We start from the raw sequence: 19351 nt of genomic DNA on the forward strand, positions 1-19351 counted from the left end.
CCTTAATTATTGAGGAGAAACCTGAAGAAAATCGATATAAGAGCCGAATAATGGTTTACAAAATTATAAAGATTTTCTTAAAATAGACTCTTGTAAATTCTAGCGTAAACAGTGGACATCTTCAATCCATATAAAAAACCGCCTTACATAGAAGGCGGCCAAACAACAAACAACGCGGAAAAAGAGATTATGAAAAATAGATCAGGATAACTGTAATCAGGCATTCATCCGCCTTAATGAAGGACAAGCAGGATGAAAATCGGAGCGATACATAAGGTGATCAATCCGGATAAAATCATCGAGATGCTGGAGATCGTACCGGTAAATGAACTGAGTTCGAAAGCTTTGGAGGTGCCTGTTCCGTGGGCGCTGGTGCCCAGCAGCACTCCCCTCGCCACTTCGCTGTCGATCCTGAACAGCTTAACGATCACTGGGCCGATCATCGTACCGAGAATACCGGTTATAATGACAAAGACAGCTGTAATGTTAGGAACGCCGCCGATAACCTGGGAGACATTCATCGCTATAGGTGTAGTGACAGAACGCGGCACGAGGCTGTTAATCAGCGAGGTGTCCAAATGCATCCATTTCGCAAGAAAAGCCGATGAGATAATAGCGGCAATGGAGCCGCTCAAAACGCTGACCACAATCTCGACAGCATGTTTCTTAAGCACATGGAAATATTTATACAAAGGGATCGCAAAAGCAATTGTAGCCGGCTGGAGAAGATCCGTCAGCAGCTTGCCGCCCTGATTGTAGGTTGGATATGGAATTTTGGACAAAAGCAGGACACCTACAAGAATGATAGGAGTGACCAGCAGCGGGGAGAAATAAACCCGCGGTTTGCTTTTGTATACTTTTTTACATACCCAATAAACAGCGAGGGTAAACAGCAAACAAATTAATCCTAGAATCATGCCGATTTGTTCTCCTTTCTTTTTGTAATTCGTGATGCGACGATGCCAGAGCTGAGCATAACAATGACGGTACTAAAGATGACAACCAGCAGGATTTGCAGGCCGTCATTCTCCAGCATCGGGATATACTGCATAATGCCGACGGCGGAAGGGATAAAAAAGAGCAGCAGCTCGGCAAGCAGCCAGTTTGCTCCTCGTTCGATCCACTCCAGCTTAATAACTTTGGTCTTAAGCAGGATAAAGACAACAACTATGCCAAGAATACTGCCAGGTATTTTAAGATGGAGCAGGTCCGTCAATTTGTTCATTCCCATGGAGAACAGAAACAAAACGGCAACCTGAACAATCCCGATCAATAAGGCTTTCGTTTTGGTCATAACGGCTTCTACACCTTTCAATTCGATATCATGGATTTGTTTCATTTACTGAAATTTTACATCAGTATCTTTCATAGGTAAAATTCATATATAGAATGGTTAACATTCCGTTTAGTTATAGAAAGAGGGGGGAGAAAGGTGGATATCAGGCAGCTCCAATATCTGGTTGAGGTAGCCAGACTCCGCAGCTTTACCAAAGCGGCGGAAGCCTTATTCATTACTCAGCCAACGATCAGCAAGACGGTCCGGATGATGGAGGAGGAGCTCGGGATCGTGTTGTTTGCCAGACAAGGCCGCAGCGTCGAGTTGACGGATGCTGGGCGCATCATTGTCGAAAGAGCGCAGGAGATCTTGAATTCCTTTCAAAATCTGTCCGGAGAGCTGGATGATCTGCGCAATCTGAAGCGGGGCCATATTCGGATCGGTCTGCCGCCTATGGTTGGCTCCAGCTTTTTCCCAAAAGTCATGGGGCAGTTCCATCAGCGTTATCCGGACATTACGATCCGATTGTTTGAGGACGGCGCCAAAAAGGTAGAAATTGATGTGCAGGAGGGTTCGCTGGATTTGGGGGTTGTTGTGCTCCCAACGGTGTCGGAGGAGTTATTTGAAATTTTCCCGTTCGTGGAGGAAAAGCTGAATTTGATCGTCCCTTCGCTGCACCGGCTGGCGGAATGCGGGGAAGTGGGCCTCCGGGAGCTTCAGGATGAATTTTTTATTATGTTCCGTGAGGATTTTGCCCTGCATGACCGTATTATCAAGGAGTGCCAGGGAGCGGGATTTCAGCCCAAAATCATTTATGAAAGCTCCCAGTGGGATCTGATCAGCCAGATGGTAGCGGCAGGACTTGGGGTTGCTCTGCTGCCGGAGACGATCTGCCGGGAAATGGATCCGGAGCGCGTGGCCATTGTGCCGCTGGTCGACCCGGTGATCCCCTGGAATCTAGGGATCATTTGGAAGAAAGACCGGTATATGTCGTTTGCTGCCCGGGAGTGGATTCGGCTGGCCCGGAAGGGACTTCAGCAGGAGAAAGGCGATTAATGTATAATTTCGCCCGGTCAGGCAGAGATTATAATCTGACTATTGATGGCGAAAGGAGATACGATGATGAGACGCTGGACGCTTGCTGTAACCGCGCTGCTGGTCAGCATCGGTTTGACCTGTACGGAGGTTAAGGATGCGGCGGCACAGTCGCCGGACAGGACCTTTCATTTTGGCTTTAAACGCAGCCAGAACGGACAGCTTCCTTCTATTAATGAAGAAGGATTCAAGGATGTTATTGACCGGAATCATGCCGTTTTTCTAGGAGATACTAAGCAGAAGGAAATTTATCTGACCTTCGATAATGGCTATGAAAACGGCTATACGAAACCGATTCTGGATACGCTGAAGGCCAAACAGGTTCCGGCGATCTTCTTTGTAACGGGCCATTATGTGAAAGACCAGCCGGAGCTGGTCAAACGGATGGTGGCCGAAGGGCACCTGGTCGGCAACCATTCATGGAGCCATCCGGATATGTCGGCTATTTCGGACGGCCAGATCAAGACCGAGCTGGAGCGTGTGCGGGCGGCTGTGGCCAAACTGACGGGCATAGAGAAAATGGAGTTCGTCCGTCCGCCACGCGGTATTTTCAGTGACCGTGCGCTTAAGGCCTCGAATGCCGCCGGTTACCGCAGCATTTTCTGGTCGGCTGCTTATAAAGATTGGGACACCAATGATCAGCGCGGCGCCGAATACGCCTATCAGAAGGTCATGTCCCAGCTCCATCCGGGAGAAGTGCTTTTGCTGCATTCCGTTTCTAAGGACAACGCTGCTGCGCTGGGGAGAATCATTGATGATACCCGGAAGCAGGGTTATACCTTTAAGGCTTTGACCGAGCTGCCGAAACCTTGAATCTGAAGATAGGGGCCGAGGAACTGCCCAGTACCGGGCTGCAGGCCCGAATTCATGGCAGGCTTATCGGCCCGTTTTTTACGCCCCGTTCAGGGGCATTTTTTGTGTCCAAAATGGGTGGTAATAGTCCTAAAGGCTATTTCGAAAAGGGAATTCGTTCTATAAGCTGTAAGAAGATGGTTTCCTGCCCGCCTCGATCGGGGCCTTGCAGCAGGGTTGTCAAACGAATTATGATCAAGGTAAGAGAAAGCAGCTTCTGGGAGGGCGTCGGAATGAACAAGAGGCCGGAACACGGACAATGGGAACAGCTTTTTAGAAATGCGCCAGTCGGCATGGCTGTTGTGCAGCCCGTAGAAGGAGTCCTGCTGACGAGCAATAAAGCGTTTGGTCGGCTCTTTGGCTGCGGCAGCCAAGAGCTTGCCCAAATGCCATTCCATGAACTTGAAGGCATGGCTTTTCTGGATTTAATGGGTGTTTATGAAGAGATTAGAAAGAATCCGCTGACCGGGTTTATACACCAAGTTGAACTCAAGCTCCATTCGAAGGCCGGCGTTTTGCGCAGGCTAAGCTGGTCGCTGCTGGATGAGGCATCTCCTCTGCAGGAGGCCCGGTTGATCTGCTGTGCGGAAGATGTCACTCCATTGCCTAAAGCTGCGGATAAAGATATAGAAAGTGAAGAACTGTTTGGGCTGATTACCAAAAATGGACAGGACCTCATCTCGATCAGCTCGCCAGACGGCATTATCCAGTACATTTCGCCATCAGTCAACAGGCTGCTGGGATACGATGCTTCAGAAATGGTCGGACAGCTCCGAAGCTCGTTCTATCATCCTGATGATGCCGAAGAAATGAGCAAACCCGGCAAACTTTATTCGGACAAGGATGTTTTCACAAGAAGGGTTCGCCATAAAGACGGGCATTATCTTTGGTTCGAAACCTCCTTCCATGTGATCAAGGATCCGGTAGGGCAAATCCGCCGGGTTCTCGCGATAGGAAGGAACGTCACCGACCGGGTGAACTCGGATGAAATTTTGGCGAAAGCCCAGAAGATCGCACAGGTAGGCTCCTGGAGATGGGATTTAATCAGCGGGGAGCTCTCTTACAGCCGGGAGATGCGCCGGATGTTTGCCAACCGGATGTTTCCTAAGGAAAAAGACCATCAATCTTTGCTCCGGCTAGTTGTGGAGGAAGACAAGGACAGGCTTAACTCGGCAATGGAACGAGCCATTCAGGGAAGCAGCGAAGGCATTACTTACCGGATTAAGCTTCCCAACGGGGAAATTCACACGATCCGTGACCGGTGGGAGGTTTCTTTCACGGACGAAGGAAAGCCCTGCGAGATGATCGGTATGGCCCAAGACATTACGGAACGGGTGGCAATGGAGCAGCAGCTGCTGGAGAAAGAGCGGAAATACCGGCTGATTACGGAAAATACGCTGGATTTCATTTCTCAATGTACGGTTGAGGGGTTTGTTTATTTGTACTGTTCGCCGGCATGTTATAACCTGATCGGCTACACGCCGATCGAACTGCAGGGCACCTGTGTATATGACTACCTTCATCCGGAGGATGTGGGGGTGGTTCGCAGCTATATAGAGGCCTGTCACGAATCCAAAGGCAGCGATTTGCTGCCTCCGCTTACTTACCGGTTTATTCATAAGGACGGTCGCCACGTCTGGTTTGAATCAAACAGCAAGTTCCTGCTCGATGACCGGGGGGAACCGAGCCAGCTTATTTCTACCGCTCGGGATATAACGGAACGCAAAATTATGGAATTCAAACTGAAGGAAAACGAGCAGCGTTACCGCTCCCTGTTCGAATACAACCCTTCGGCGGTTTATTCCATGAGTCTGGAAGGGGATTACCTGACGGCCAACTCCAATCTGGAGAAATTGACCGGGTATTCGCTGGAAGAGCTGATAGGGATGTATTTTGGACCTCTTGTCTCCGAAAAGGATATAGAGCGGACGCTTTATCATTTTAATCAGGCCCGCGAGGGCAAGCCGCAAAGTTATGATTTAACTATTATGCATAAAAAGGGATACCCGGTTGAGATCAATACGGTCAATATCCCGATTGTCGTGGATGATGAAGTTGTTGGCGTCTATGGCATTACCAACGATATTACCGACCGGATCCGTTATATTGAGCAGATTGAACGCCTGAGCCGGGAGCACCGGCTGCTGCTGAATACGGTGTCGGAAGGGATCGTGGGGCTGGACAACGACGGGAAGGTCGTATTTGTCAACCCGGCGGGGGCCGGAATGCTTGGGTTTGATGCTCTTTCGATGATCGGGATTCCCTGCTCCCGGGTTATCCGGGAGACGCGGCAGGATGGCGGCTACCACACGGCCAAGGATTCGCCGATTCTGAAGGCAGTCCAGGCCGGGCTGCCTTATTCCAAGAAAGAAGCGGTGTTCTGGAAACGGGATGAGACCAGCTTCTTCGCTGATTACCAAGTTACGCCGATCTGGGATAAAGGGGAACGCAAAGGGGTAGTTATCGTCTTCCGCGACGTAACCGATGAGAAGGAAATCATCCATGCCAAAGAGTCGGCGGAACGGGCTGATCAGGCCAAATCGGAGTTTCTGGCCATGATGAGCCATGAGCTGCGGACCCCGATGAACGGGATTATCGGCATGATTGATCTTCTCCAGACGACGGAAATGGATGAAGAACAGCAGGAATTCACGGAAATTCTCAGGGACAGCAGTCATGCCCTGCTGCATCTGCTGAATGAAATTCTTGATTTCAGCAAGATCGAGACCGGGAAAATGACGCTGAACAGCGAACCCATTCATCTTCAGGCACTGCTGGGAGGCGTTATTGAGCTGTTCACTCCAAGAGCCAAGGAGAAAGGGATCGGGCTTAAAGCGATGCTGCTGAATCCTGAGCAGATTCCTTCGATCATAATCGGGGATGCCATGCGGATCAGGCAGGTGCTTGTCAACCTGATCAGCAATGCGGTTAAATTTACCGAACTCGGCGGCGTAACCTTGACGCTTGAAGCCGAGCATGCTGCGGATGAACGGCGGACAGCCTTAACGTTCAAAGTGCAGGATACAGGCATCGGTATTCCGTACGAGCAGCGGGATCAGCTGTTTGTGTCTTTCTCCCAGCTGCATCCGCAACTGAACCGCAAATACGGCGGGACAGGACTTGGGCTTGCGATCAGCAAGAAACTGGTCGAGCTGATGGGCGGAACGATCGGGGTGGAAAGTATAGAAGGAGCAGGCTCTACTTTTTATTTTACGATACCTTGTGAACGGGTAGCAGAGGGTGGGATGGAGTCCGAGGTTCATCCTATTTGATTCTGCTGCTGATGACAAATAAAAAAACGGACAAAAAATCGGCGACCTGGCCAGTGGAAGACTGGCGGCGGGTCGCCGATTTTTTAATTTCTTGGGTCTGCTTGCATTCCATTCAGACTATTAGTTTATTGGGCAGCCGACGTTTCGTATAGCGCCTCCAGCTCAGATACAAGCGAACCAACATAAGCGGCTGCTTTGGAAATTGGCTCCCTGCTGGTCATATCGACTCCGGCCATGGCCATCAGCTCGAGCGGAGTCCGGCTGCCGCCGGCTTTGAGCACTTCCAGCCAGCGGTCTACCGCAGGCTGTCCTTCCTCGCGGACCAGCTGAGCGGCAGCGGTCGAAGCCGTTAGACCAGCCGCGTAGGTGTATGGATAAAGGCCCATGTAATAATGCGGCTGGCGCATCCAGGTCAGCTTCGCGCCTTCGTCCAGCTCCAGCTCATCTCCCCAGAACTCGGCGAGGATGTCTCCCTTGAACCGGGACAGGACATCAGCCGTAATCGGTTCGCCGGCTTCGGCATGACGGTAAACGCGGCGCTGGAGTTCGGCTTCCAGCAGGTGCGTCACATAGTTATGGTAATACGTATTCAGCAGCTGGGAAATGATCCAGCGGCGCATCCGTTTGTCTTGCGATTTGGCCATCAGATGGTCGGCCAGCAGGAGCTCGTTCATGGTGGAAGGCGCTTCAATGAAATACATCGACGGACGGTAGTTCACCAAAGCCTGATTTCGGGCTGCCAGCATCAGGTGCCCGGCATGGCCAACCTCGTGGGCTAAAGTAAAGGCTCCCCGCATATTATCGGCCCAGGTGATCAGAATGTAGGAATGCACGCCGTAAATCGAGGAGCAGAAGGCTCCGGTCGACTTCCCGATGTTGTCGGCGTAATCCACCCAGCGCTCGGAGAAAGCGGACTTGACGATTTCGCCGTATTCAGGTCCAAGCACGGTCAGGGTTTCCTGGATAATCCCGCAGGCTTCCTCGTAGGTAACGGAAGGATTGTAATCGGGGTCCAGCGGCGCTTTCAGGTCGCAGAAGAGCATTTGATCGAGACCAAGCTCCTTTTTCTTCAGGGCGGCAAGGCGGCGCATATGCGGAGCCAGCTCGCTGAGCAGCGTGTCATGGATATTGTTGTACATCTCGAGCGTTACCTGCTGAGGCTTCAGCAGCATCTCGGTGACGGAGCCGTATCCGCGCAGGCGCGAGAGTACAACCTGCTTCTTGACTTCGGTGGCATAAGCTTCGGCAAACGTATGGCGCGAGCCGTGCAGCGATTTGGAGAAGGAAGCATAAGCCTCGCGGCGCAGCCGGGTATCCGGCGACATTTCATATTTATTCTCATATAAGCGGAACGAGTTCGGCAGTTTGTCTTCTCCTTCGCCGATATCATCAAAGGTCATGTCGGAGAGCTTGCCGCGCAGATAAATGCGGTAAGGAGCTTCCAGCACCTCGCTGAGGGAAGCGAGCACGCTTTCCGTTTCGGGATTCAGGCGGTGCGGCTTGCTTTCAAGCAGCAGCTTCAGGCTGCGTTCATAAACGGCCAGACCGGGCTCTGCGGCCAGATAAGCTTCGATTTTGCCGTCTTCCAGCTCCAGCAGCTCGGAATCGATAAAGGTCAGCGAAGAGCGGATCTGAGACATCACATCCCCCGATTTGGAGGAGTTCGCCAGGTGGGCCGGATTGGCTCCGTCCTCGGACTGGTGCAGGCGAGCATAACTCGCGGCGCGCATGACCAGCTCCTGCAGGGCATCCTGTTCCTTCAGACAGTCCAGCAGCACGCTGGGGCCTTCATGAAGCCGCCCCTTGAACCGGGTTACATGTTCGGCTTTATCCAGCGCCTCTTGGAGCGCAGCTTCAAACCCTTTCTGCGAATCAAACAGATCATCCAGATTCCAGGTGGACTCGACCGGAACCTCTGCACGTGTCAGCATTTTTGCCATAAACAAACGTCTCCTCTCTCAAACGCAAATATATGTAAGTTAATCTACCACAGTTCTATATTAGCATAGTTCTGCGCCGGATTCTAAGGTTACAACGGGAATGCGGCAGCAGGACATAGTGCCGAGAGGTGAAGCGGGCAGGAAGGGGCTTGGAGGAACGGACGCCAAAAAAAATAAGGAACCTGGGCTGTCCCGCCCGGTTCCTGTATGGGACTGCTAAGCGGCTGAGGCTTAGCGGCTTGCTGAGCCCGCTGGCCGCAGGCTGATGGCTTAGCCAGGTTAACGCCGAACCTGCCGCGTTCCTTTCGCCATCTGCGAGCCGCACAGCGGGCAGAGTCTTTCCGTCAGCTTCGCCTCGCGCTCGCTGACGATCCGGACCCAGGCTGCGCAGCCCTGGGCCGTGCATAGCCACGCCGGCACGACGCGTCCGCGTGCCGGCGCGGCCGAAGCCGCTGCCGCCGCACTGCCGGCGGCAGCTTCACGCGCGGCGCTCCCGCGGTAGCCTCCCGGGAGCGCCGCGCCCGCCCGTGCGCCAGCCGCTGCGGCGCTGGCGCGGGCGATCCGGCTCGGGGCGGCTGTGCCGGCCCCGGGGCCAAGGTCCGGCCGGGACCCGTTGCGCGACCCGGGTCCGGCCGTCTCCGCCGCTGCGCCAACGCCAAACGCGGCGAGCAGAAACCGCGACACGTCCGCCTTCTTGCCCCGGTAGCGCGCGGGGGAGCTGACGACCAGCTCCTCCTTGGCCCGGGTAACGGCGACGTAAGCGAGGCGGCGCTCTTCCTCCAGCGCCGCTTCGTTCTTCTGCCCGGCGGTCAGCTTCGGATGAATATCCTTCATCCGGCCGGCGTCCAGCGCAGAGGCGTGGGGCAGGCTGCCTTCGGAAGCGCCGATCAGATAAACGACGGGGAATTCCAGCCCTTTGGAGCGGTGGATCGTCATCAGGGCGACCCGGTTCCCCTGATCCTCCAGCTTCCGGGTCCTTCCTTCCTCATTTTTGGTCACGACCTCGTCTACGAAAGCCAGGAATTCTTCAATGCCGTCAAAACGTTCGGCGGAAGTCTCCAGCTCGTCCAGAAGCTCCTTCAGCATTTCGCGGTGCTGGGTCGCCTCCTGGCGTTCGTCGGTTTCCAGGTAGCTGTTATAGAAGCCAGCGCGAATCTGCCGGATGGCCTCCACAGGCGGCAGGCGGCGAAGGGAGCGGATCAGCTCGATCCGGCCGTTGAGTTTGTCGATCTGGAAATCCTTCAGCCCGGGCAGGGTTCGCAAATGCACCATTGGCCCTTTTTTGGCGCGGAGCTTCTCTTGCTCCATAATGTGGGCCATCCCCAGCTTCCGGTTAATATAAAGGGTCGGCAAAATACTTTCGATGGCCTGGAAATCCCGGCGGTTCAGCGCTAGCCGCAGATAATCGATAACGGGTCTTACGGCCCGCTGCTGGTAGAGCAGCTGTCCGTCCCCATAGTCGATATAAGGAATACCGCGCAGCACCAGCTGCTCCAACATGGCCCGGTTGTTGCTGGCAGCCCGGTACAGAATAGCGTAATCGCCGTATTGCCTTTTCCCGGTAACCACCTCATGATCAATCCGGTTCAGCAGGAATTCAGCTTCTTTATCCGTTGTATAAGGCCTTAGATACAGCGGCTTGACCCCCTTGCTCTTCCGCGCGGCCTTCAGCGTTTTGACCCGGCGCTGCATATTATGGCGGATCATGTCATTGCCGAGACCGACAATATTCGGGCAGGACCGGTAGTTGATGTCGAGGGTAATAACCGCTGCCCGCGGAAATTGTTTGTCGAATTGCAGGATAAATTCACTGCGCGCTCCGTTGAAGGAATAGATGGTCTGGTCATCGTCCCCGACGGCCATCAGGTTGTTGGCGGGCGCAGCCATCATGCGGACGAGTTCATACTGCAGCAGATTGGTATCCTGGAACTCGTCTACCATCAGGTAACGGAACCGCTCGCGCAGCCAGCGCAGGCTGGAGGGGTCTTCTTTGAGCAGATCATAAGAACGTGTCAGCACGTCATCGAAGTCCATAACCTGCTGCCGGGCTTTCGCGGCTTCGTACCGGAGGAAAATCTGCTTCAGCTCCCGGTCCGTTTCACTGTCCTCCGGCAGCTCGTCCACCTTGACCAGATTCATTTTGGCCGAGGACAGCAGGGCGAGCAGCGTCTCCGGTTCGTAAGCGTCCTGAGGAAGCCCCAGCTCGCGCATGATCTGCTTCAGCATAATATGCTGTCTGGTTGTGTCCGTCAGCAGTTCGGAAGCGGAGCCGCGGCTGTAAAGGAAGCGAAGAAAAAAAGCGTGAAAGGTCCTTGCGGACAAAGCCCGGATATGATGAGCCGACAGTCCGGGCAGTCCGGCAATCCGCTCGCGCATTTCCGCAGCGGCTTTGCTGGAGAAAGTCAGGAGCAGAATAGCGGAAGGAGCCACGCGCCGTACCCCGATCAAATAGCCGGTCCGGCAGACCAGCACGGACGTTTTGCCGGACCCGGCCCCGGCCAGCGTCAGCGCGGGCCCGTCACCGTGACGCACGGCGCGGACCTGCGCCCGGTTCAGAAGAATGCCGCTTTCTTCAAGTCTGCGGAAATACCAGGCATCGGGTTCGGCGTCACCGACCAGCGTGCGGCTGGTTTCGGTGGAGGCCAGAGAGGCGGACGGCACTTGACCTTCCGCCCCATCGGGTCTATGTTGAAATAAAGAACGTTCCATATACGAAATCACCTTGTTTTAGAATGTAGCTGTTGAAGATTTAAATATATCATACTCTGGACGGCCGGTCCGATGAGGTTTGGCCTTTTTGGAGAAACTGCTTACTAAGCGGGGCGCCAAATAAAATCAAATTGGGAGGTTATACGCATGCAGGAAATGGTTAATACAGGGTACGGTTTCGAACTGCAGGAAGACGGAAGAATGGTAGCGGAGATCACCTACCGACAGGAGGGCGATGTTCTGATTGCCGACCACACGTTTGTGTCGGAGGAGCTGCGCGGCCAGAAAGTCGCGGAGAAAATGCTGGATGAGCTGGTCGGCTACGCGCGTCAGCAGGGTTATCAAATCGTTCCGGAGTGCTCTTATGTCCAGACGATGTTCAGACGGCATGAGAAATATGCCGATGTTTGGAGACGTTAACGGAGCGCAGCGATCTTTCGCTTCCGCCAAGCGGAAATTCAGGAAAAATTTCATCTTGCTCACTCATTGAGGCAGGGGGAATTATATTGTATGATGTACTCTGGACTAACCCCCAAAATTTTGATTAAAGCGAGTTGACATAGATGAATCCTAGATCGGCGAACTACGCCATGCCCGCGGAGTGGGCTGAACACGAACGTACTTTGATCTCCTGGCCGGTGCAGGACTCCATGGTCTATCCGGACCAATATGAAGAGGTCAGCCAAGGCTACAAAGAGCTGATCCGGGCGATTGCCGAATTCGAGCCTGTCGGCGTGATCGTGAATCCGGAGGAGGTGGCCCGCGTACGGGCGATGTTCACCGAAGAGAATATCGAGATCCTGCCAGTGGAACACAGCGACGCCTGGCTGCGCGATAACGGACCGACCTTCCTGCTGAACCCGGCCGGCCAGCGTGCCGGGATCAACTGGAACTTTAATGCCTGGGGAGAGAAGTATAAACCGTTCGACCTGGATAACCAGGTAGCGGGGCAGCTGCTCAGCCGTTTCGGCATTACGCAGTTCGATGCGCCGATCACGATGGAAGGCGGCTCTTTCCATGTCGACGGGGAAGGCACGCTGATTACGACCGAAGAGTGCCTGCTGAACGACAACCGCAACCCGCACCTGAGCCGTGAGGAAATCGAGCAGACGCTCAAGGACTATTTGAACGTGGATTCCATTATCTGGCTGAAGCGCGGCTTAAGCGGCGACGAAACCGACGGGCATGTTGATAACGTGGCCTGCTTTGCGGCTCCCGGCAAGGTAATCCTGCAGGTGTGTGACGATCCGACCGACGAGAACTATGAAATTACGCGCGAGAATCTGGCGATTCTTGAAGCGGCCGTGGATGCCAAAGGACGCAAAATCGAAGTGATTCCGGTCCAGCAGCCTCCGGCTGTTCATTATGAGGATTCCAGATTGACGCTCAGCTATTTGAATTTCTATTTCGTTAATGGCGGCATTATTCTGCCGGTGTTTGGCGGAACAGCCGAAGAGACGGACCGTTTGGCCAAAGAAGTGCTGGAGCGCACCTTCCCGGATCGCCGGGTCCGCACGATTAACGGAATGGCCGTGATCCGCGAGGGCGGAAACGTGCACTGCACCACGCAGCAGATGCCTGCCGGCAAATAAGCCGAAGGTCCAAACAAGAAAGGAGAGGGGAACCCCTTTGAGAAATGTAAAGGTTGCAGCCACTCAGATGAGCTGTTCATCGAATATAGAAGAAAATATCGCCAAAGCGGACCGTCTGGTCCGTGAAGCGGCGAAGCAGGGCGCGCAGATTATTCTGCTACAGGAGCTGTTCGAGACGCCTTACTTCTGCCAGAAGGAGAAAGCGGATTATTATCCTTACGCTACGGAACTCGAGCACAACAAGGCCGTGAATCATTTTAAAGAGGTGGCCAAAGAGCTTAAGGTCGTGCTGCCGATCAGCTTTTATGAGAAAAAGAACAACGCCCGCTACAATTCGCTTGCCGTCATCGACGCAAACGGCGAGGTGCTTGGCCGTTACCGCAAAAGCCATATCCCGGACGGGCCGGGTTATGAAGAGAAGTTCTACTTTAATCCCGGCGACACCGGCTTTAAAGTATGGAATACGCGCTACGGCAAAATCGGCATCGGCGTCTGCTGGGACCAATGGTATCCTGAAGCTGCGCGCGTGATGGCGCTGATGGGTGCAGAAATACTGTTCTACCCGACCGCAATCGGCTCGGAACCACAGGATGCTTCCATCGACTCCAAGGATCACTGGCAGACGTGCATGCTTGGCCATGCCGCTTCCAACCTCGTTCCGGTGGTGGCATCGAACCGGATCGGCATTGAAACCGACGAAGATTCCAGCATCAACTTCTATGGTTCTTCCTTTATTGCCGGTCCTACAGGCAGCAAGGTGGCCGAAGCCGGCCGCACGGAAGAAGCCGTGCTGGTAGCCGAATTTGATCTCGACCAGCTGGAATCCCAGCGGATTGAATGGGGCATTTTCCGCGACAGACGTCCTGAGCTGTACCGCATCATTACTTCCTATGACGGAGAGCAAATGGTCTAGTCATAAACGGCCTAAGGGCTATAAGCCGAATAATTTCATTACAAATAATTTCTTAAATAGACAACACACAGAATCAGCAACGACCAGCCGCTTAGCGGCCGGTCTTTTTTTTTTGCGAATTGAACGCTGAAAGGGCTTGTTTCTCGATGAAGATGACGAAGCGCGGAAGGAATAAACGAATAAATTTAAGGTTTCCAGCAAATGTTAGAAATAGAAATCGGGAAGAGAAGGAGGGGAGACATGCTGTACGACTGGCTCAAAAAATCGCTGACTCCCCGGGCCCGCACGTTTGCCGGAAGCTCCAGCAGCATGAAAGGAAGCCTTCCGCTGCCCGTCCATGCCAATCTGACCGTTACGCTGGAGCTGTTCAGAAGCAAGCTTGGAAACAGTCCCGACGTGATCATCCGGTCTTTTGGATCCGCTGGGGAGGCGTCTGCTCCGCTGATCGCGGTTTGTTACGTTGAGGGACTGATCGACAATCTGCTCCTTGCTGAACTGTTGGAAACAGCCGCCAAGGCTGTGGAGAAGGACACGGAAGGGAACGGTCCGGAGACGGCCGAAAGGCTGGCCCGGGATATTCCGTCACTAGCTCTCCGCAAGACGGAGGTGCTGGATCAGGTATTCGCCTCGGTGTTATCGGGAGATGTCGTCTTCCTCATGGATCAAACGCCTTATGCCCTGTCGGCTTCCATCGGCGGCGGTCTCCGGCGCAGCGTCGAAGAGCCGACCTCGCAAACGGTGATTCGGGGGCCCAAAGAAGGATTTACGGAGGATCTCTCCACCAATATGGCTTTGGTCCGCCGGAAGCTCAAAACACCTGCTCTGCGCATGGAGGTCCGGCAAATAGGAACTTATACGCAGACAAGGGTTGCGGTTGCTTATATTGAAGGCATAGCCAAGGACAGCCTGATTGACGAAGTGCGGACGCGTCTTGATTCAATTCAGACCGACAGTATCCTGGAGAGCAATTATATCGAGGAAATGATTCAGGATGCGCCGCTCACGCCGTTTCCAACGATCATGAACACGGAACGTCCGGATGCCGTTGCCGCCAGCCTCCTGGACGGGCAGATTGCGATTATAGTGGACGGCACCCCTTTTGCGTTGATTATGCCGGTGACATTTTTTAAATTTTTTCAATCCAGCGAGGATTATTATCAGAGATACGATCTGGCGACCTTTTTAAGAGTTCTGAGAATGGCAGCCTGTCTGGTGGCCCTGCTTCTTCCTTCCTTGTACATTGCGATCACTACGTTTCAGCAGGAGATGCTGCCTATGACGATGCTGATTACGCTGGCCGCGCAGCGGGAAGGTACGCCGCTTCCTGCGCTGATTGAAGCCTTTGTGATGGAGATGACCTTTGAAGTGATCCGGGAAGCGGGGGTGCGAATGCCGAGGGTCATCGGTCCTGCTATTTCCATCGTAGGCGCCTTGGTAATTGGTCAGGCCGCGGTGCAGGCGGGTCTGGTTTCGGGGACGATGGTCATTGTCGTGTCTTTCACGGCGATCGCGAATTTTGTTATTCCATCGATCGACATGGCGGCCGCCATCCGGCTGATCCGGTTTACATTAATGATCTTGGCTGGCACGTTTGGGTTGTTTGGCATTTTGGCCGGGATTATTCCGATCCTCAATCATCTGGTATCCCTGCGTTCTTTCGGCGTGGACTATTTCCTTCCTTATGCCCCGTTCAACCGGACAAATTCGAAGGATTGGTTGGTCCGCATGCCTTGGTGGGCTATGAAATCACGTCCGGACCAGATTGCCGGCAAAAACAAAACGAGACAAGCTCCTTATCAATATCCGCCGGTCGAGGAGCAAGTGGTTCCTGATCCAAAGGCAAAGGATCAACAGCAGGATAAGCAAAGGGGATAAGTCATGCGCCGTTATTTGCAATTAGCTCTTCTTGGCTTCTGCTTGCTGCTGCTTCCCGGCTGCGGGAGCCGTAAGGAACTGAATGAGATTGGGATTGTTATCGCTACGGGACTGGATGGCAGCAAGGGAAACTACCGGATCACCACACAAACAATCGTCCCTTCGGCGATGTTTAATGGGACCGGAGGCTCCAGCGGGGCAGGTTCTTCTTTGGGGGTATATGTATTAACCACACAAGGGAAGACGATTCGCGAAGCTTTGCTCCAAAGTACGTTAACCAACCCGAGGCAGCTCTATTTCTCCCATAACAACGTTCTGATCATCGGCAAGGAAACGGCAAATGAGGGAATTTCCGAGCTGGTGGACCGCTACCTGCGCAATTTGGATACTCGCGAAACCGTTAAAGTGCTGGTCGCAGAACCCAGCGCGCAAGAAATTCTGGAAACGCTGATGCCTCCTGAGAAGCTGCCGGGCAAGGCGCTTGAGGAATTGCTGGATAAAGAGAAGACCTGGGCACCCTATTATACGGATACCTCCATGTATGATCTTGCGCTGAAATTAAGCTCGGAATCTGGAGGGGTAGGTGTTCCGGAAATCAAGCTGGAGGGCAGCAGCACGGAGGTCATGAAATCGCAGGAAGCCTTTAAAACTACGGCCCCGCCTGCTCGCCTAACCTTAAGCGGACTCAGCTTGTTTCAGGGGGAACGCCGGGTAGGCAGCCTGAATCAGAGGGAAAGCCTGGCTGTCTCCTGGCTCCTGAATCAGGTCAAAAGGGATACCGTCTCATTTGCGAGCAGTCAGGAAGGGGACGAGCAGGAAGAAAGTGGGCAAGAGGGCAATAAACAACGGAAAGCTATGTCTGCCTACAAAGTCACTTCAGCTCGGGTGAAGGTCACCCCGGTCAAAACGGAAGACGGGTTTAGGCTTAAGGTGAAGGCCAAGGTTGCCGGTGAGCTCAACGAATCGGACTCTATGGAGGACATCAGCAGCTTGTCAGGGATTCGGCACTTGGAGGAGCAGATCGAGCGTGAAATTACGGATGACCTCAACCTTGGGTGGAAAGCGATTCAGAAACAGCAGGTGGATGTTTTGGGAGTCGCCGACCAAATCCACCGGAAGTATCCGAAGGACTGGCAGAAATTAAAACCTATGTGGAGAGAGCAGTTTGCACAGATGAAAATGGAGGTTCAGGTCAAGGCTTCCATTAAACGGCCAGGGCTGATTGTACAATCCTTCCACAAGCTGCAAGAGCAAATCCATCATGGGCAGAATCGGGATTAAGAGGTCCGGAAATAAAGCGCAGAAGGGGAATTCAGGGAATTATGAAAAGAGAGGAGGGGACGGGATTGGACCGGGAGAAGATCAGATTGTCCGAGCTGCTCGTCAGTTTGTTTTTATTTGAAGTGGGCAGCACAACGCTTTTCTTTCAGGGAGGGGAAGCCAAACAGGATGCCTGGATTTTGATGCTGATTGCCGGTGCCGCCGGCCTGCTGGTTCTGCTCCTTCATCTCGCCATTCATCTCCGCGATCCCCGACTGGATCTGTTTTTGCTGTTCCACCGCTATATGGGCCCCTGGCTGGGTACATTAATTAATTTGGGGTTTATCGGTTATTTCGGCTACGAAGTTTCCCGAAATTTGAGGGATTTGGGGGAATTAACCTTGATGACCCTGCTGCCCAATACGAAATTATGGCTGACTATGGTAATTTCTTTTCTGGTCATAGCCAATGCGGTTCGTCATGGACCGAGGGTGAATTTTCTGATGGGAGTCCTGTTTCTCCCCTTCGTGGCCGCGGCATATGCCATTTTGCTTTTGGCAGTATCGATCAGCGGACTAATTCATTATGAATTTATGCTGCCGGTACTGGAACACGGCTTTACGGCCGATATGGGCAAATCGTTGTTTGAAATCGTTTCGTTTCCTTTTGGCGAGAGCATCGTTTTTCTGGTATTTTACCCCATGATTCAAGGGCGGAATAAAATGCTCGGAAAAACGCTTTTTTCATTTGCTTGGATTGCTGTATTCCTGACCCTAATCAATCAGCTGAATGTGCTTGTCCTGGGGCCGAATCTTGTACAGAACAGCGCTTTGCCGCTCCTGGAAACGGTTCAATTGATTCGTTTTCCGGGTTTGTTTGAACGAATGGACGCCTTATTTACGATGTTTCTATTCATTGGGCTTGGCGTTAAAATGGCGTATTTCTTCCTGGGCGGTGTTATCGGACTGGAACGAATCACAGGAATCGGCTTCCGGAAATGGATCATTCCGTTAGGGGCCGTTATTTTTGCCGCCTCGTTCTGGTCCCCCAACTATACGCATCATATCTACATTGGGCGCGAGGTCGTGGTTTTAAGCGTATGGCCTTTATTCCAGATCGCGCTGCCGATTCTGTTATTCGTGGTTATGCTGCTCCGCCGGAAAAAAATAAAACCGCACGGCTGATTCGCCCCGGTCATCAATACCGAATACCGAAACCGCAAGGGGGTTCGGTATTGCTGCTGAGTAACAGAGGATGGATCGGGGTAAGATTTTTTTGAAAAAAGAAAAAATTGCAGTTGACATTACATTGTGCACGATGTATATTGGGTACATAAATATTTTACACAATATAATTTTGGTTGATGTAACTGTTGGAAGGCGTCAAGCTAAGCTCTCTAAATATAAGGAGGAATTGAATCATGTCAAACCCAATTAATGAAGCCGTTCAAGGAAGAGTCGTATTGGAGCCAGCTGCTCAAAAATTCGTCCAGGACACGGCGAAACCGCCGTACCTGTTCGATCTTGGTCCGGTGAAAGGACGTGAAACCGTAGATGAGGTGCAATCTGGAGAAATAAACAAGCCGGCGGTCGACATGGAGGATTTGAATATTGAAGGCGGTCCAACCGGAAAGGTATCGATCCGCATCGTCAAACCTCGGAATGCCCAAGGCCAATTGCCCGTCATTCTGTATACTCACGGTGCAGGCTGGGTGTTTGGCAACGCGCATACGCATGACCGTTTGATCCGCGAACTGGCGGTCGGGACGGACTCGGCGGTTGTATTCACCAACTATGACCTCTCTCCGGAAGCGCGTTATCCGGTAGCCATCGAGCAGGTGTATACGGCTTTGGAATGGATCGCCAAAGAAGGAGCTTCCCACGGTCTGAATGCCAGCCGGATCGTAGCTGCCGGCGACAGTGTGGGTGGAAACATGACCGCAGCACTGACGCTGATGACCAAAGAGCGTAAGGGACCTCAAATTGCTAAACAGCTCTTGTTCTACCCGGTAACCGATGCTTCGTTTGATACACCTTCGTACCATCAGTTCGCAGAAGGATATTTCCTGCGCCGGGACGGCATGCAGTGGTTCTGGGATCAATACACCACAGATCCGAAGCAAAGAGCTGAGATTTATGCTTCGCCGCTGCGTGCGAGCCTTGATCAGCTGAAAGGCCTGCCTGAAGCTCTGGTCATTACGGGAGAAGCAGACGTACTGCGGGATGAAGGCGAAGCGTATGCCAACAAACTTCGTGAGGCAGGTGTACCCGTCACTGCGGTTCGGTTCCAGGGCATCATCCATGACTTTGTCATGCTGAATGCCTTAGCCGAAACTAATGCAGCTAAAGGCGCCATGCTGCTGGCTAACACCTGGATCCGCCAATAAGCTGGGTGTCGCAGGGAGGCTGGAAGCTTTGGCTGCTTTGCTGAGCAGAACGCTCTTCGGGTTAATCCCCCGAAGGGCGTTTTTTATTTTTTCGCGGCCGGCAGCTTTCCTCCTTGTCAGGGACTGGCATTGATTCCGGTGCAAGAATCCGTTTAAATGGAAAGTGACTATTGGAAAGTGC

The 19351-nt window shown here is 53.0% G+C and carries 14 protein-coding genes; 10 read left to right on the forward strand and 4 right to left on the reverse strand.

The features are described from left to right. Positions 1-233: 233 nt before the first annotated feature. Positions 234-917 carry a CidB/LrgB family autolysis modulator gene (locus AWM70_RS20645; RefSeq protein ID WP_068699604.1) on the reverse strand — a complete coding sequence of 228 codons (684 nt, stop codon included), beginning with the start codon at positions 915-917 and terminating at the stop codon, positions 234-236. After that, positions 914-1294 carry a CidA/LrgA family protein gene (locus tag AWM70_RS20650; protein WP_068700920.1) on the reverse strand — a complete coding sequence of 127 codons (381 nt, stop codon included), beginning with the start codon at positions 1292-1294 and terminating at the stop codon, positions 914-916. The genes AWM70_RS20645 and AWM70_RS20650 overlap by 4 nt, the downstream gene beginning before the upstream one ends. A gap of 138 nt (positions 1295-1432) precedes the next feature. Between AWM70_RS20650 and cidR the strand changes: the two genes are divergently transcribed. From cidR to AWM70_RS20665, 3 genes are all read left to right on the forward strand, one after another. Then, positions 1433-2332, forward strand: coding sequence for a cidABC operon transcriptional activator CidR (cidR, locus tag AWM70_RS20655; RefSeq protein ID WP_068699606.1), 900 nt, complete (start codon positions 1433-1435; stop codon positions 2330-2332). Between the two features lie 66 nt (positions 2333-2398). Further along, the gene (gene pdaA, locus AWM70_RS20660; protein ID WP_418303225.1) at positions 2399-3184 is read left to right on the forward strand and encodes a delta-lactam-biosynthetic de-N-acetylase; all 786 of its coding nucleotides are present in this window, start codon (positions 2399-2401) and stop codon (positions 3182-3184) included. Positions 3185-3456: 272 nt separating this feature from the next. Then, positions 3457-6495 carry a PAS domain S-box protein gene (locus AWM70_RS20665; RefSeq protein ID WP_068700922.1) on the forward strand — a complete coding sequence of 1013 codons (3039 nt, stop codon included), beginning with the start codon at positions 3457-3459 and terminating at the stop codon, positions 6493-6495. Between the two features lie 125 nt (positions 6496-6620). Here the strand turns inward: AWM70_RS20665 and pepF are convergent, their stop codons facing one another. Together pepF and AWM70_RS20675 are read right to left on the reverse strand one after the other, a co-directional pair. After that, entirely contained in the window at positions 6621-8435 is a 1815-nt protein-coding gene (gene pepF, locus AWM70_RS20670) for an oligoendopeptidase F (protein ID WP_068699610.1), read from the reverse strand. A gap of 279 nt (positions 8436-8714) precedes the next feature. After that, the gene (locus AWM70_RS20675) at positions 8715-11144 is read right to left on the reverse strand and encodes a UvrD-helicase domain-containing protein (protein WP_068699612.1); all 2430 of its coding nucleotides are present in this window, start codon (positions 11142-11144) and stop codon (positions 8715-8717) included. A gap of 147 nt (positions 11145-11291) precedes the next feature. Between AWM70_RS20675 and AWM70_RS20680 the strand changes: the two genes are divergently transcribed. The 7 genes from AWM70_RS20680 to AWM70_RS20715 all read left to right on the forward strand — a co-directional run bounded on the left by AWM70_RS20680 (position 11292) and on the right by AWM70_RS20715 (position 19170). Then, the gene (locus AWM70_RS20680; RefSeq protein ID WP_068699613.1) at positions 11292-11564 is read left to right on the forward strand and encodes a GNAT family N-acetyltransferase; all 273 of its coding nucleotides are present in this window, start codon (positions 11292-11294) and stop codon (positions 11562-11564) included. Between the two features lie 143 nt (positions 11565-11707). Then, the gene (locus AWM70_RS20685; RefSeq protein ID WP_068699615.1) at positions 11708-12736 is read left to right on the forward strand and encodes an agmatine deiminase family protein; all 1029 of its coding nucleotides are present in this window, start codon (positions 11708-11710) and stop codon (positions 12734-12736) included. 37 nt (positions 12737-12773) lie between these two features. Continuing rightward, entirely contained in the window at positions 12774-13649 is an 876-nt protein-coding gene (aguB, locus tag AWM70_RS20690) for an N-carbamoylputrescine amidase (RefSeq protein WP_068699617.1), read from the forward strand. Positions 13650-13889: 240 nt separating this feature from the next. After that, positions 13890-15524: a spore germination protein gene (locus AWM70_RS20695; protein WP_068699619.1), complete on the forward strand. Its 1635-nt coding sequence runs from the start codon at positions 13890-13892 to the stop codon at positions 15522-15524. Positions 15525-15527: 3 nt separating this feature from the next. Further along, positions 15528-16805 (forward strand): Ger(x)C family spore germination protein, encoded by a 1278-nt coding sequence (locus tag AWM70_RS20700; RefSeq protein WP_068699621.1) that lies wholly within the window; start codon positions 15528-15530, stop codon positions 16803-16805. A 41-nt stretch (positions 16806-16846) separates the two neighbouring features. Beyond that, positions 16847-17968 (forward strand): GerAB/ArcD/ProY family transporter, encoded by a 1122-nt coding sequence (locus AWM70_RS20705; RefSeq protein WP_068699623.1) that lies wholly within the window; start codon positions 16847-16849, stop codon positions 17966-17968. Positions 17969-18204: 236 nt separating this feature from the next. Then, complete coding sequence (locus AWM70_RS20715; RefSeq protein WP_068699627.1) at positions 18205-19170, forward strand: alpha/beta hydrolase; 966 nt, start codon at positions 18205-18207, stop codon at positions 19168-19170. Positions 19171-19351 lie beyond the last annotated feature (181 nt).

Source organism: Paenibacillus yonginensis (assembly GCF_001685395.1).
Lineage (GTDB): Bacteria > Bacillota > Bacilli > Paenibacillales > Paenibacillaceae > Fontibacillus > Fontibacillus yonginensis.